General features: G+C 63.9%; 15 protein-coding genes and 1 tRNA gene. 8 read left to right on the top strand and 8 right to left on the bottom strand.

The window, feature by feature from the left end:
• Nucleotides 1–29 precede the first annotated feature (29 nt).
• From JKL45_RS07775 to ccoN, 6 genes are read right to left on the bottom strand one after another with little or no spacing between them, the layout of a single operon-like run.
• Nucleotides 30–836, bottom strand: a complete 807-nt coding sequence (locus JKL45_RS07775) for a DUF2189 domain-containing protein (protein WP_201860550.1) — start codon at nt 834–836, stop codon at nt 30–32.
• 36 nt (nt 837–872) lie between these two features.
• Nucleotides 873–1,073: a hypothetical protein gene (locus tag JKL45_RS07770; RefSeq protein WP_201860549.1), complete on the bottom strand. Its 201-nt coding sequence runs from the start codon at nt 1,071–1,073 to the stop codon at nt 873–875.
• Entirely contained in the window at nt 1,070–1,951 is an 882-nt protein-coding gene (gene ccoP, locus JKL45_RS07765; RefSeq protein ID WP_201860548.1) for a cytochrome-c oxidase, cbb3-type subunit III, read from the bottom strand. Before ccoP ends, JKL45_RS07770 begins: the two co-directional genes overlap by 4 nt.
• A complete protein-coding gene (locus JKL45_RS07760) occupies nt 1,942–2,112 on the bottom strand; it encodes a cbb3-type cytochrome c oxidase subunit 3 (RefSeq protein WP_201860547.1) in 171 nt (56 codons plus the stop codon). Before JKL45_RS07760 ends, ccoP begins: the two co-directional genes overlap by 10 nt.
• Before the next feature lie 25 nt (nt 2,113–2,137).
• The gene (gene ccoO / locus JKL45_RS07755) at nt 2,138–2,890 is read right to left on the bottom strand and encodes a cytochrome-c oxidase, cbb3-type subunit II (protein WP_190847334.1); all 753 of its coding nucleotides are present in this window, start codon (nt 2,888–2,890) and stop codon (nt 2,138–2,140) included.
• 5 nt (nt 2,891–2,895) lie between these two features.
• Nucleotides 2,896–4,551 carry a cytochrome-c oxidase, cbb3-type subunit I gene (gene ccoN, locus JKL45_RS07750; RefSeq protein ID WP_201860546.1) on the bottom strand — a complete coding sequence of 552 codons (1,656 nt, stop codon included), beginning with the start codon at nt 4,549–4,551 and terminating at the stop codon, nt 2,896–2,898.
• A gap of 642 nt (nt 4,552–5,193) precedes the next feature.
• Here ccoN and JKL45_RS07745 point away from each other — a divergent pair.
• The 4 genes from JKL45_RS07745 (at nt 5,194) to JKL45_RS07730 (ending at nt 8,718) form a co-directional block, all read left to right on the top strand.
• Complete coding sequence (locus tag JKL45_RS07745) at nt 5,194–5,334, top strand: hypothetical protein (protein ID WP_201860544.1); 141 nt, start codon at nt 5,194–5,196, stop codon at nt 5,332–5,334.
• A gap of 118 nt (nt 5,335–5,452) precedes the next feature.
• Nucleotides 5,453–6,205 carry an aquaporin Z gene (gene aqpZ / locus JKL45_RS07740; RefSeq protein ID WP_201860543.1) on the top strand — a complete coding sequence of 251 codons (753 nt, stop codon included), beginning with the start codon at nt 5,453–5,455 and terminating at the stop codon, nt 6,203–6,205.
• A 233-nt stretch (nt 6,206–6,438) separates the two neighbouring features.
• The gene (locus tag JKL45_RS07735; protein ID WP_201860542.1) at nt 6,439–6,738 is read left to right on the top strand and encodes a GlsB/YeaQ/YmgE family stress response membrane protein; all 300 of its coding nucleotides are present in this window, start codon (nt 6,439–6,441) and stop codon (nt 6,736–6,738) included.
• A gap of 39 nt (nt 6,739–6,777) precedes the next feature.
• The gene (locus JKL45_RS07730; RefSeq protein WP_201860541.1) at nt 6,778–8,718 is read left to right on the top strand and encodes an adenylate/guanylate cyclase domain-containing protein; all 1,941 of its coding nucleotides are present in this window, start codon (nt 6,778–6,780) and stop codon (nt 8,716–8,718) included.
• A 279-nt stretch (nt 8,719–8,997) separates the two neighbouring features.
• Here JKL45_RS07730 and JKL45_RS07725 read toward each other — a convergent pair.
• A tRNA-Thr gene (locus tag JKL45_RS07725) sits at nt 8,998–9,072 on the bottom strand.
• A 64-nt stretch (nt 9,073–9,136) separates the two neighbouring features.
• On the bottom strand, nt 9,137–10,363 hold the full coding sequence (gene hemA / locus JKL45_RS07720) for a 5-aminolevulinate synthase (RefSeq protein ID WP_201860678.1): 1,227 nt from the start codon (nt 10,361–10,363) through the stop codon (nt 9,137–9,139).
• A gap of 153 nt (nt 10,364–10,516) precedes the next feature.
• On the opposite strand from hemA, the gene JKL45_RS07715 reads away from it, so the two are divergent.
• The 4 genes from JKL45_RS07715 to hisD all read left to right on the top strand — a co-directional run bounded on the left by JKL45_RS07715 (nt 10,517) and on the right by hisD (nt 13,899).
• The gene (locus JKL45_RS07715; RefSeq protein WP_201860540.1) at nt 10,517–10,684 is read left to right on the top strand and encodes a hypothetical protein; all 168 of its coding nucleotides are present in this window, start codon (nt 10,517–10,519) and stop codon (nt 10,682–10,684) included.
• Nucleotides 10,685–10,745: 61 nt separating this feature from the next.
• Nucleotides 10,746–12,035 carry a UDP-N-acetylglucosamine 1-carboxyvinyltransferase gene (gene murA, locus JKL45_RS07710; RefSeq protein ID WP_201860539.1) on the top strand — a complete coding sequence of 430 codons (1,290 nt, stop codon included), beginning with the start codon at nt 10,746–10,748 and terminating at the stop codon, nt 12,033–12,035.
• A gap of 130 nt (nt 12,036–12,165) precedes the next feature.
• Nucleotides 12,166–12,606, top strand: a complete 441-nt coding sequence (locus JKL45_RS07705; protein ID WP_201860537.1) for a DUF2948 family protein — start codon at nt 12,166–12,168, stop codon at nt 12,604–12,606.
• Nucleotides 12,607–13,899 carry a histidinol dehydrogenase gene (gene hisD, locus JKL45_RS07700; RefSeq protein WP_201860536.1) on the top strand — a complete coding sequence of 431 codons (1,293 nt, stop codon included), beginning with the start codon at nt 12,607–12,609 and terminating at the stop codon, nt 13,897–13,899.
• The last annotated feature ends 8 nt before the right edge of the window (nt 13,900–13,907 follow it).

Raw genomic sequence — 13,907 nt, 5'->3', positions numbered from 1 at the left:
ATTCCCATCCGGTTGGGCGCGCCGCCGCATCAGCGCATGGCCCGGTAGGCGTGCCAGGTCGCATGGCCCAGCAGCGGGAAGATGACGATGAAGCCGAGGAAGCCTGTCACGGCGCTGGCCACGAACAGGGCGAGCACGATGGCACCCCAGGCGATCATCGGCGTGAGATTGTTCCACACCATGGCCATGCTCGTGCCCATCGCCGTCAGGGCGTCCGTGCGCCGGTCGAGCAGCATGGGGATCGAGAACACGCTGACCGCGAAGGCGAAGGCTGCGAACAGCCCGCCAACAAGCGTCCCGACGATGAGCATGGCCCAGCCCATCGGTGTCGTGAACAGGACGCCGATGATGCCATCGAGACCCGGGAACGGCCTGACGCCGAAGAACAAGGCGTAGAGCAGGACCGCGGCCCGCATCCAGAGCAACATGAGAAGGCACAGCAGAAGCCCGGTGAAGAAGACCTGCGCTCCGGCCCTCGGCCTCACCAGCAACATGGTGCTGAGCGTCGGATGCTCGCCGTTCTCCAGGGCACGGCTCTTCTCGTAAAGGCCAATGGCCAGCACCGGCGCAACGATCATGTAGCCTGCGATGGCGGGAAACAGGATGTAGTCCGGTCCCGAGGCGACCAGCACCCACAGGAGGAGGGCGGTGATCGCGAAGACCGCGCTCCCGTAGACCACGCTGAGGCCTGGCTGAACCAGCATGTCGCGCCAGCCTGCCTTCAGCCAATCGAGTGCGGCCTGCGCTGGAAGGTGGCGCTGCCGGGCCGGGTTACGCGTCTCCGCGATACTGGAGGTCTCGGTCAGCAAACCGTAAGTCTTGTCCGCTTCGCTCATCTGTCTTCCCCGGCATCATGCATCGGTCGGCCTTTCTCAGCAGGCGGGCTTCGCCGCCCTGAATGCGCCTGCCTTGGAGCCTGCCTCCTTCAGGTGGGCGACGCAGTCGGGCTGGGAGGCCACCGCGACATAGACGAGGTGGGCATTGGCGGCTGCCATGGTGATCAGCACAGCTGCCGCCAGCAGCCATGCGATCAGAGGCCAATTGATCCGCCTTGTCACAGGAGCGTCGGTCATGGCTTCTCGACTCCCAGGGAGTTCACGTACAGGGCCAAAATCTTGATCTCAGCTGGGGTCAGGCGCTCGTCCCAGGTCGGCATGTGCCCCTGCCGTCCGCCATGGATCGAGTTGATCAGGGTCTGGAGGTCGCCACCGTAGACCCAGAACTGATCGGTCAGGTTCGGCGCTCCAACTTCCCGTTTGCCCTTCCCGTCCTCGCCGTGGCACGCCGCGCAGGTCGTGAGGAAGACCTCCCGCCCGGCCTGGATCTGCGCGACATTCTGTGCTGTGGAGGCCGCCGGGTTGGACAGCGAATGCACGTAGGTCGCGACGTTGGCGATCTGCGTGCGGTCCAGCATGGCGTCGCGCCCGAAGGCAGGCATCTGCGCAACCCGGGTATTCTGATGGCGCGAGTTGATGCCGAGCTGCATGGTCTCGGCGATCTTCTCCGGTCCGCCGCCCCAGAGCCAGTCATCGTCCGTCAGGTCGGGATAGTTGGCGCGGCCCCGTCCGTCGACGCCGTGGCAGGCGGCGCAGTTGTCGCCGAAGAGCTGGTGCCCGGTCGTCCGAACGACCTTCATCAGGTTCTCGTTAGCCTGGATCTCCTCGAAACTTCCCGTCTCGATGGCCTTCATCCAGGTTGCGCGCCCGGCTTGGGCGGTCATCAGGTCCTGTTCCACGATCTTGCGCTGATCGGTGTTCAGAATGCCCTTCGTGTACGTGGTGATCAGCGGCCAAGTCGGCATCAGGATCCACCAGACAAACGCCCACAGATGCGTGACGACGATGAAGATCAGCACGCCCATCGGGACGGCCGTGTCCAGCTCCTTGATGCCGTTCCATTCATGCCCGGTGGTCTTGTGCCCACTGACGGGATCGTGTTCCTCTACTGCCATGGTCGGTCGTCCTCGTCGAGAATGTTCCGCTTGGCGTCGTCGAAGCGTTTACGGTTCGATGGCCAGAAGGCGTAGATGACGACGCCGATGAACAGCGCGATCAGGTAGAACAGGCCCCAGCTCTTGGCGAAGCCGACAAGGGTGTTGTGGTCGATGTCCATCAGCCGTCCTCCTGTCCGCCCATCGTCAGTTGGTTGGATCGGGCGCCTGTTCCGGCGCGGCCGTGTTCGAATAAGCGGCATCGGTGAGCCGCCCGAGCACCTGAAGATAGGCGACCAGCGCGTCCATTTCGGTGAGGTGCGAAACCACACCGTCGAAAGCGCTGATCTGGGTCTTCTCGCCATAACGCTCTGCCACTCCCGTGGCGAACGGGCTGTCGGGCGCGGCCTGCCCGAAGGCGTCGGCAGCGGCGTTGGCGATCATCGCGTCGGTATACGGCACGCCGAGCGCCCGCTGCGCCTGAAGGTGCTGCCCGAGATCGTTCGTCTCCAATGCCGTCCGGGCGAGCCAGCGGTAGGCCGGCATGTTGGATTCCGGCACCACGTCGCGCGGATTGATGAGATGCGCGACATGCCAGAAGTCGGAGTACTTGCCGCCGACGCGGGCGAGATCGGGTCCAGTGCGCTTCGAGCCCCACAGCATCGGGCGGTCGTACTTGGATTCCACGGCGAGCGAATAGGGACCGTAGCGCTCGACCTCGTCGCGCAGGGTGCGGATCATCTGGCTGTGGCAGGCGTAGCAACCCTCGCGGATGTAGATGTTGCGACCTGCCTGCTCCAGCGGCGTGTAGAGGCGCATGTCCGGCACATCCTCGACCGTCTCGTGGATGGTGAACAGCGGCGCGATCTCGACGATGCCGCCCACGCTGGCGGCAGCGATGATCGCGATCACGAACCCGATGGCGGTGCGTTCAAGCTTGTGGTGGAACAGTTCGGCCATGGGGGTCACTCCGCCGGAGTCGCAGCGGCGCCGGGAGCGAGCCCGGAATCCGGCACATCGGCCTGCCTCGCGGCGGCAACGGGCACCGCGCGCACCGTCATCCAGATGTTGAAGGCAGCGACGATTGCGCCGAGCAGGAAGAGCAGGCCGCCGAAGGCGCGCGCGATGTAGTATGGATACATGGCTACGAGCGAGTCGAGGAAGGAATAGGCGAGCGTGCCCTCCTCGGTATACGTGCGCCACATCAGGCCCTGGATGATGCCGGAGTTCCACATCGCGAACACGTAGATGAGCGTCCCGGTAACGGCGAGCCAGAAGTGCACCTCCACCAAAGCCGAAGAGTACATCCGCTCGCGCTTCCAGAGCGAGGGAACCAGGGTGTAGATCGAGCCGAATGTGATGAACGCGACCCAGCCGAGCGCTCCCGCATGGACGTGGCCGACGGTCCAGTCTGTATAGTGCGACAGCGCGTTGACGGGCCTGATCGCCATGAACGACCCCTCGAAGGTCGACAACCCGTAGAAGACCACAGCCACCATGATGAAGCGCAGAGTCGCGTCATCCCGGACCTTATGCCAAGCGCCGTTGAGAGTGAGCAGCGCGTTGCCGGCCGAGGCCCAGGAGGGGACGAGCAGCATCACCGAGAACGTCATGCCGAGGTTCTGCACCCAGTGCGGCAGCGCCGTGTAGTGAAGGTGGTGCGAACCTGCCCACATGTAAAAGAATGTGATGCCCCAAAAGCTGAGGATCGACAGCCGATAGGAGAAGATCGGGCGCTGCGCCCGGACCGGCAGGTAGTAGTACAGCATGCCCAGGAAGCCGGCGGTGAGGAAGAACGCCACCGCGTTATGGCCGTACCACCACTGCACCATCGCATCCTGCACGGCGGCCCAGATCGTGTAGCTCTTGGCCTGACTGAAGGAGACCGGGATGGCCAGGTTATTGACGATGTGAAGGATGGCCACAACGACGATGAAGGCCATGAAATACCAGTTGGCGACGTAGATGTGAGGCTCCTTGCGCCGCGCGAGCGTGCGCAGATAGAGCACGAAGAAGGTGACCCACACCACGACGAGCCACAGATCAGCGTACCATTCCGGCTCCGCATATTCCTTGGACTGCGTCACACCCATGAAGTAGCCGGTGACGGCGAGGATGCAGAACAGGTTGTAGCCGAGCAGCACGAACCACGGGCTGACCTGACCCGCCAAGCGGGCGCGCGAGGTCCGCTGAACGACGTGGAAGGAGGTGGCGATCAAAGCATTGCCACCGAAGCCGAAGATCACCCCAGTGGTGTGGGTCGGCCTCAGCCGCCCGAAGCTCGACCAGCCGGCGTCGAAGGCGAGGTCCGGCCAAGCCAGTTGCGCCGCGGTCCACACTCCCATGAACATGCCGAAGATGCCCCAGGCCAGCGTCAGGGCGATACCGACCTTGATCGGATCGTCATAGTACTGCGAGAGCCGCTGCGGATCCGGTTGGGGCTCGTAGAAGGAGCGGCTGACGAGGGCGCCGAGGCCGGCGCTGAAGAGCAGGACGATGACCCCATGCACGCCGAGCGGATCGGAACCGCCGGCTGCTGCCATGATCACGCCGGTAACAAATACGCAGAGAAGGATCACCAGGGCGTTCTGGCGTTCGCCGGAGGTTAGCTGCTGAACCATGCCGATCTCCCCGACAGATGGGCCAGGGACGCGCCAAGGATGAACATGGCCGCCATGGTGCCGATCATTCCCTCCCGCATCGCGGTCTCCTGCTGTACTCAACGAGTACCAGCCTAGGGATTTGGGATCCGCCTGCTTGACGCCTTGGGACTCCGCCTTACCAGTTTGGGACATTGCGCGGGTGCGGGACGGCCTCTGGTGGGTTCCGTCCTATCACCGCTGCTTCTCCACCCCCGTCTGCCGGTGTCTCACCGGCTATCGCAGCACCCCTGATGAGCGGTGAAGTCCTTGCGCAAGCTCGAAGCCCCGAAATGCACATCGTTTGTCCCAAGCGGACAAGCATGCGCCGGAATGGAACTAAACTGCAGGCTCGGATGACACTCGGCGAGCGGAGAGGGGGATGCCTTGATTCTTCTTTCAGGTCACGGACATGCGTCAGGAAGTGAGCCGAGACGAGCTGGGCCTTGAATCGCCCGACACGATAACCGTGGGCCTCAAGACATTTTGCGCCATCCTGAACAACGCACTGGCAGGACGCGCCGACGGCTCAAACTGTCAAGGGATTGTCCCTTCCGGTCAAGCACAGAGGACAGGCCGGGCTAGGATATATTCGAAAGAGAGGAGGCCACGAGGCTCATCTTTATGTCCGCCGCCATTGCAGGCTTCGCCACAGGGGCCCTCGCACGGTCAGGCCCCACGACCCTTGCCATGAGCTATGCCCAGGCCAGAGGGATCGTGGCCGCGCAGTGTGCGGCCGCGTTGCGCGCCGGGCCAATGACCTAAGATCGCTATGTGCGAGGTCAGGCTTCTGCGCGCTTCAGAGACGGCACAGCCTACTTGGGTGATAGCGGACGACGCTAGTGAACAACCCGTCGCCTTGGCCAATTGCAAGGAGCTTCCCATGGACCTGCACAACAGCCAGAACATCCACCGCTGCGTTGCCGAAGGCATCGGCACCTTCTGGCTCACCTTCGCCGGCTGCGGCAGCGCGGTCATTGCCGCAGCCTTCCCTGATGTGGGGATAGGCCTGCTCGGCGTCTCGCTCGCCTTCGGGCTCTCCGTGCTGACCATGGCGTACGCCATCGGCCATATCTCCGGCTGCCATCTCAACCCTGCCGTGACGGTCGGCTTGGCGGCGGGCGGACGCTTCCCGAAGCAGGACATCCTGCCCTATGTGGTCTCGCAAGTGCTCGGTGCCATCATTGCAGCGGCGGCCCTGTATGCCATCGCGACCGGCTCACCAACGTTCGACCTCGCCAAGGGCTTCGCCGCCAATGGCTACGGCGCCCATTCGCCCGGCCAGTATAGCATGATCTCCGGCTTCATCGCCGAGGTGGTGCTGACCATGATGTTCCTGTTCATCATCATGGGGTCTACCCATGGCAAGGCGCCCGTGGGCTTTGCACCCATCGCCATCGGCCTCGGCCTCACGCTGATCCACCTCGTTGGCATCCCGATCACCAACACGTCCGTGAACCCGGCGCGCAGCACGGGGCCCGCCTTGTTCGTCGGCGGCTGGGCGCTGGCGCAGCTCTGGATGTTCTGGGTCGCACCGCTGATCGGCGGCGCCTTGGGCGGCATCCTGTACCGGTGGCTCAGCGAGGAGCCCTCCGCACAGGTTACGGGTGTGGCGCCTCCAGCACCGGCCGAATGATGTGAAGGAACAAATCTCGATGGTCAGCACAGGATTCTGATAGATGAACGCGATCTTGCCACCCTGTGCTGTTCCCAAAGCAGGTCGAGCGAGCGGAATGCGTTGATAAGCGGACATTCACCTGAGCTCCCTCGGGGCGTATGACAGTTATTGGTCAAATGCCGCGGTTCCAGTGTGTGAATGGGTGGGGCAGAGATCGTGAACGCTGTTGGTAAACCAGTCGGGAGCCTGTGATGCCATCGCTTGCCCAAGTCATCGTATGGATGATCGTCGGCCTGATTGGCGGGAGTCTCGCCGGCCGCATCATTACGTGGAAACGCAGGGGCTTCGGCATCGTGCAGAACCTCGCTATGGGCCTGATCGGAGCTCTGGTCGGTGGACTGCTGTTCCGCCTGTTTGGCCTCTTTCCCAGACTCGATGCGATCACGATCTCACTGCGCGATGTCGTGGCCGCCTGCGCCGGATCGTTGCTGGTTCTCTTGATAATCTGGATTTGGGAGCGAACTTCGAAACCAGGCACAGGGCGTTCGTAACGGGAGAACGATCAAGCGTTGTATTTCTGGCGGGGAACCATGCGCCTCCGGTTCGGCTATCAGCTTTCCATCACGGTGCTGTTCATGGCTGTGGTGCTGGCGGTTGGCCTCGCCTTGGTCGTGTTGAGCTTTGATCGGGCACGCTCCATCACCCGCGCCGCTGCAGTCACATTCATTGGTCGGGTGGCGGACCACACGGAAGACCGGGTGGACGGGCAGTTCAAAGCCGTTCGGAGCGCCCTGGAGGTGCTGAAGCAGCTCCCGCCTGTTGAGGCCGGGTCGATTTCCGACAATCCCGCTCTCTACCAAATCCTGACGGCGCTTCTTCGCGAGCACGGGCAGCTGTACAATCTGTATATCGGTTACGACGACGGCGCCTTTATCGAACTGGATGCCCTCGATAGGGCGGGGCCCGCTACGCGGGCGCAATTCGGCGCCCCGGCGGCCGCAGCATTCCGGTTGATCGTGATCGACAGAAAGCCGGGTGCATCATCGCGAATCCGGACCACGTATTACCTGTCGCCGAGCCTCGAGACGATTTCCGAGTCGCAGAGTGAGGCCGATTACGATCCGCGGGATCGGCCCTGGTATCGTGGCGCCTTCGAGCCTGGTGCTGCTACCGTCATTGAGCCCTATCGGTTCAAAGCCGCGGCCCTGATCGGCTACACGGTCCGGGCGTCGTTTGTGCAAGGTCGTCGTGGTGTTGTCGCAGGCGACATCCTGCTGACTGATGCCGACACATTCATTCGGGCGCAGAAGCTTGGCAAGTCAGGCGCGGTCTTCCTCTTCGACGATGCCGGGCGAGTCATCGGCCATTCCCGCATGTCCGAATTCCTCAAGGCGCGATCCCAGGATGCCACCACCGACCTGCCGCGCCTGGACGAGATCGGTATCGTCGACATCGCGCGACCACTGGCGGCTTGGAGGCAAGGCGGAGATGCGCAGCAGGTGTTCGAGGCGAAGGATGGCCGGACCTACGTTGCGGCGTTCCGATCGATTGGAACGGCCGGCTCGGCCAATCTGCGCCTCGCCGTGATGGCGCCCCTGGACGAATTCTTCTCAGAGGTCGAGTCGGCACGGCGCTGGCTGCTGCTCCTGACATCGGCCTTCGTGCTCGCAGCCATCCCCGTGATCTGGTGGATCAGCTCGATGCTGTCCCGGTCCATGAAGGCGCTGGCGGCCGAGACCGACAGTGTCAAGCGGTTCGAGATGCCGGAAAACCCCAGTCGTGTGCACTCCGCCATCCGGGAGATCGATGACCTCGGTCGCTCGGTGTCGACCATGCGCGCCGTCGTGCGGACCTTTTCTAGCTTCGTGCCCAAGCGCCTGGTCCAACAACTCGTCGAAACCGGTGCGGAATTACGCCTCGGAGGCTCCCGCCGGGAGGTCACCGTTCTATTCACCGACATCGAAGGCTTCACCAACATCACCGAGAACGCCGATCCAGAGCAGGTCATGCTCCAGACCTCGCGCTACTTGGCCGTCATGACCGAAGTGATCGTGGCGCATGGCGGCACGGTCGATAAGTTTGTCGGCGATGGCATCATGGCGATCTGGAATGCGCCGACAGAGAATGCCGATCACGTGGCCCATGCCTGCGCCGCCGTCCTGGCCTGCCGGGACGCCAACCAGGAACTCAACGAAGCATACATGCGAGAGGGGTGGCCCGCGTACCGGACCCGGTTTGGGCTGCATACGGGCGAGGCCGTCGTCGGCATCATCGGTTCGTCCGATCGGATGAGCTATACGGCCCTTGGCGCAACCGTGAACCTGGCCGCGCGGCTGGAGCCACTCAACAAGGAGTACGGCACCACGATCCTAGTGAGCGAGGCCGTGCAGCAGCGGGTCGCGGAGCAGTTCGTGTTCCAAGCCGTCGACACGATCAAGCCGCGCGGTTTCGAGGCCGCGGTCCAAATCTTCGAGCTCCGCGGCATGGCTACCCATTTATCACGTCCAACATTGAGTGTTCTGGACGAGTAGCTTGGCCGCAGTAGGGGCAGAGCGAGCGTGAAGGCCAACTGTTGGCCCGCTTTAACATAAGCCTCTCTGAAGCTCTTGTCGGTGGACACACAGGTCTCTTGTGCGTAGCGCCGGTTCATTCCACCCTCCCGATGCTGGAAGGAATCGAGAACAAGCCATGACTCCGCGGGTCAGAAACGTGCCGCCATAGGCACGCGTTCTTGCAGTGTTCTTCATGCTGTGAGGAGGTTGGCGGTTCGGCTATCGAACCTGCAAGCCTTGAATGACAAGGCTGTTGGCTGGTGCTGCCAGAGAGGATCGAACTCTCGACCTCTCCCTTACCAAGGGAGTGCTCTACCACTGAGCTACGGCAGCGCGCCAACGGGGAGGGCCGCTTACTGCCACAGGGCAGCCCTCCATGCAAGCTTGAAAATGATCTTTACTCGGCGGCCTGCACTTTCGGCTCCAGGGGAAGCCTGAGCGCGGTCCAGACCTCGACCAGGGCCGCAGCCAGGGCGTCAATATGGGCGTTGGAGTGAAATGGGCCTGGGGTGATCCGCAGGCGCTCGGTGCCGCGGGGCACAGTGGGATAGTTGATTGGCTGGATGTAGATGCCGTGCTTCTCCAGGAGCCGGTCGCAGGCTGCCTTGCAGGCTTCCGCATCGCCGACCATCACCGGAACGATATGCGTGGGCGTGTCGAGGACCGGCAGGCCGGCGCCGCTCAGCACCGCCTTGGTGCGGGCGGCCTGGCGCTGCTGCTGCTGGCGCTCCGAGGAGGAGGCCTTGAGATGCCGGATCGACGCCATGGCGGCGGCAGCCACGGCCGGGGGCAGGGCGGTGCTGAAGATGAAGCCCGGGGCAAAGCTGCGAATGGCGTCCATCACGGCCTTGGTGCCGGTGAGATACCCGCCCATGACGCCGAAGGCCTTGGCCATGGTGCCCTCGATCACATCGAGCCGGTGCATGGCGCCCTCACGCTCGGCAATGCCGCCGCCGCGGGGGCCGTACATGCCGACCGCATGGACCTCGTCGATATAGGTCATGGCGCCATAGCGCTCGGCGAGATCGCAGATCGCATGGATCGGCGCCACGTCCCCATCCATGGAATAGACGCTTTCGAACACGATCAGCTTGGGCCGGTCGCCGGCGGCCTGGAGCAGTTCTTCCAGGTGTTCAAGGTCGTTGTGGCGGAAGACCGCCTTGTCGCAGCCGGACTGGCGCACGCCCTCGATCATCGAGTTGTGGTTGAGGGCATCCGACAGGATCAGGCAGTTCGGGATCAGCCGGGCGAGCGTCGAGATGCCGGTCTGGTTCGAGACGTAGCCCGAGGTGAAGACCAGAGCGGCTTCCTTGCCGTGCAGGTCGGCGAGCTCCGCCTCCAGCTCGACGATGGGGTGGCTGTTGCCCGAGATGTTGCGCGTGCCGCCGGACCCGGTGCCGAGGCGCCACGCCGTCTCGACCATAGCGCGGGTCACGTCCCGGTTCTGGCCCATGCCGAGGTAATCGTTGGAGCACCAGACCGTAATGGGGCGTGGCCCCTCCGGGGAATGCCAGAGCGCCTGGGGATAACGTCCGGCCAGGCGCTCGATATCGGCAAAGACGCGGTAGCGCCGCTCCGCCTGGAGGCGATCGAGGGCTGACGTGAAGAAGTTTTGATAATCCATCATCTCACCGGGTGGGCAACGCGATGCCCCGGATACTGAACCCATTATGCCAGATCACATTGATCCGGGTCAAAGTCCGCAAGCCTCATATTGCGGTTGAGGGCCGCGTGCGAAGCCTTTATTGGGTAAAGGCGACGATGGGTCGCGTGAACCATGACTGACGTGAAATCGCAACAGAAGGCTGACCGGCTCAAGGCCGCCTTGAAGGAAAATCTCAAGCGGCGCAAGGCGCAGGCGCGGGGGCGGCAGGCCGTCAAGACGCCTGGAAACGAAAGCGGCAGCTTGAGCGTTTCAGCAGAGCGCGACAAGCCGTCCGACTAGCTTAAGTAGCTCGAGGCGCGCATAGCGCATGGCTGACTGAACAATTTACAAGGGGATATTGATGGATCGCATTCGCATCCGGGGCGGCGCACCCCTCAACGGCCTGATTCCGATCTCAGGCGCCAAGAATGCGGCCCTGCCCCTTATGATCGCGAGCCTGCTCACGGCCGATACGCTCGAGCTCGGCAATGTGCCGCGGCTTGCCGATATCTCCTCCCTGCTGCGGATCATGAGCAATTTCGGCGTCGACCACTCGATCGCCGGCCGCCGTCCGGGCCAGTCCTCGGAGACGGGCCAGACCATCCGCCTGTCGGCCAAGAACGTCATCGACACCTCGGCCCCCTATGAGCTGGTCTCGACCATGCGGGCGAGCTTCTGGGTCATCGCTCCCCTGGTGGCCCGCTTCGGCCATGCCAAAGTGTCAATGCCCGGCGGATGCGCCATCGGCACCCGCCCGGTGGACCTGCTCATCATGGCCCTGGCCAAGCTGGGCGCCGCCATCGAGATCGAAGCCGGCTACGTGGTGGCGACGGCCCCGAAGGGGCTGCGCGGCGCCGAGATCGACTTTCCGAAGGTGACGGTGGGCGGCACCCATGTGGCCCTCATGGCGGCGACCCTCGCGCAGGGCACCACCGTGATCCGCAACGCTGCCCGCGAGCCGGAAGTGGTGGATCTCGCCGAATGCCTCATCAAGATGGGAGCCAAGATCCAGGGCGCCGGCAGCTCCGAGATCGTCATCGAAGGTGTGACCAGCCTTCACGGTGCCTCCCATGACGTGATGCCCGACCGCATCGAGACCGGCACCTATGCCATGGCCGTGGCCATGACCGGCGGCGACCTCGTGCTCGACAACACCCGGCCTGACTACCTCCAGGCCGCCCTCGACGTGCTGGGTCAGGCCGGGGCCGAGGTGACCTCCACCCATGGGGGCATCCGCATCCGCCGCAACGGCAATGGCCTTCAGCCGGTCGACGTGACCACCGACCCGTTCCCAGGCTTCCCCACGGACCTCCAGGCCCAGTTCATGGCCCTCATGACCCGGGCAAACGGCACTTCGCGCATCCGCGAGACGATCTTCGAGAACCGCTTCATGCACGTGCAGGAACTGGCCCGCCTCGGCGCCCAGATCCGCCTCGACGGCGACAGCGCCTATGTGGACGGCGTTCCGGGCCTCAAGGGCGCTCCGGTCATGGCCACCGACCTGCGCGCCTCGGTGTCCCTGGTGATCGCCGGCCTCGTGGCCGACGGCGAGACCACGATCAACCGGGTCTATCACCTAGATCGCGGCTTCGAGTCCCTGGAAGCCAAGCTCGCCCGATGCGGCGCTCTGATCGAGCGCGTGAGGGGCTAAAGACCAAAGGGCCGGCACCTCACCGGCCTTTTTCTTTCCCGGTGCCGGAAGGCAAGCCTAGGCGAAAGGTTGCGCCGGGGCAGGGGGCTCTCTACCTAAAGATCAAAGTTCAACAACAGGTTGGTGGGCTATGGATCTCCTGAGACTCGTCGCATTCGACCCTGAAGACCTCTCCGTCATCTCCGCTCACCTGCAGGATTCACTCTTGCAGGTCGGGGATATCGCCTATCTGCCCAAGGAGCGGCGCTTCGCCATCCAGGTCCGCCGCTACGACTGGGAGGCGGCAACGCCCCAGAGGCGGCTGACCTGCATGCATTTCGAGAATGTCACGGGCGTGCGCGTTCGCGGCATCGACCGGAGCAAAAAGGACGCGGTTCTTAACCTTCTCGCCATCGCGTTCGAGGAAGGGGATGCCCCTTCGGGCACCGCCACCTTGATCTTTGCCGAGGGTGGAGCCATCCAGGTGGACCTGGAGTGCATCGAAATGCAGATGAAAGATACCGGACCTGTCTGGGCTGCGGAAAGCCGCCCCTCCCATGAGGACCAGCTTCAAACGGCGGAGCGCTCGTAAATGGCGCAAAGGCTCGATGCGCGGGACGCTTCCTTCCCGCAGGCCTTCGCCGCCCTGCTTTCCGCCAAGCGCGAGGTTTCGGAGGACGTGGATCAGGCTGTGCGCGCCATCATCGAGGATGTGGTGGTGCGTGGCGACGAGGCTCTGATCGATTTCACCCTCCGTTTCGATGGATTGGCGCTTCAGCCCGAGACCCTGCGGGTGTCCGATGCGGAGATCGACGCGGCCGAGGCCCAATGCTCCAAGGAGGCTTTGGAGGCCCTGGCGCTCGCCAAGGAGCGCATCGAGATCTATCACCGGGAGCAGCGCCCGAAGGACTTCAAGACCACAGATCCCGTCGGGGTGACCCTGGGCTGGCGCTGGACGGCCATCGAATCCGTGGGCCTCTACGTTCCCGGCGGTCTTGCGAGCTATCCCTCGTCCGTTCTGATGAACGCCGTGCCGGCGAAGGTAGCGGGCGTTCCGCGCATCGCCATGGTGGTGCCGACCCCGCGCGGCGAGACGAACCCGCTCGTGCTGGCGGCGGCGCGCCTCGCCGGTGTCGATGAGGTCTTCCGCATCGGCGGCGCCCAGGCCGTCGCAGCGCTCGCCTATGGCACCGAGAGCGTCAAGCCCGTCGCCAAGATCGTCGGCCCCGGCAATGCCTATGTGGCGGCTGCCAAGCGCCGCGTCTTCGGTCAGGTCGGCATCGACATGATCGCGGGCCCTTCCGAAGTGCTCATCCTGGCCGACGCCGATGGTAATCCGGACTGGATTGCCGCCGACCTCCTGGCTCAGGCCGAGCACGACACCGCCGCGCAATCGATCCTCATCACGGACAGCCCGGCGCTGGCCGACGCGGTGGAAAAGGCCGTCGAGCGTCAGCTCCAGACTTTGCCGAAGGCGAAGATCGCGAGCGCGAGCTGGCGCGATTATGGGGCGATCATCCTGATCGACCGGCTGGAGAACGCCATTCCCCTTGTGGATCGGCTGGCTCCCGAACATCTCGAAATCGAGACGGAGAACGCGGAAGAACTCGCGGCCAAAGTCCGCAATGCGGGCTCGATCTTCCTCGGCAGCTATACGCCCGAAGCCATCGGCGATTATGTGGGCGGCCCGAACCATGTTCTGCCCACGGCACGCTCCGCCCGGTTCTCGTCAGGCCTCGGCGTGCTTGACTTCATGAAGCGAACCTCGATCCTGAAATGCGACGCGGATGCTCTGCGGGCGCTCGGCCCGGCGGCAATTGCGCTCGGACGGTCGGAGGGTCTAGAGGGGCACGCGCGGTCGGTTGCGATCCGCCTGAACCTCTGACCGGCAGA

The organism is Microvirga soli, from assembly GCF_016734765.1.
Taxonomy (GTDB): Bacteria; Pseudomonadota; Alphaproteobacteria; order Rhizobiales; family Beijerinckiaceae; genus Microvirga; species Microvirga soli.
Note: the sequence above shows the minus strand (reverse complement) of the source record. Positions and strands in the feature narration are given on the sequence as shown.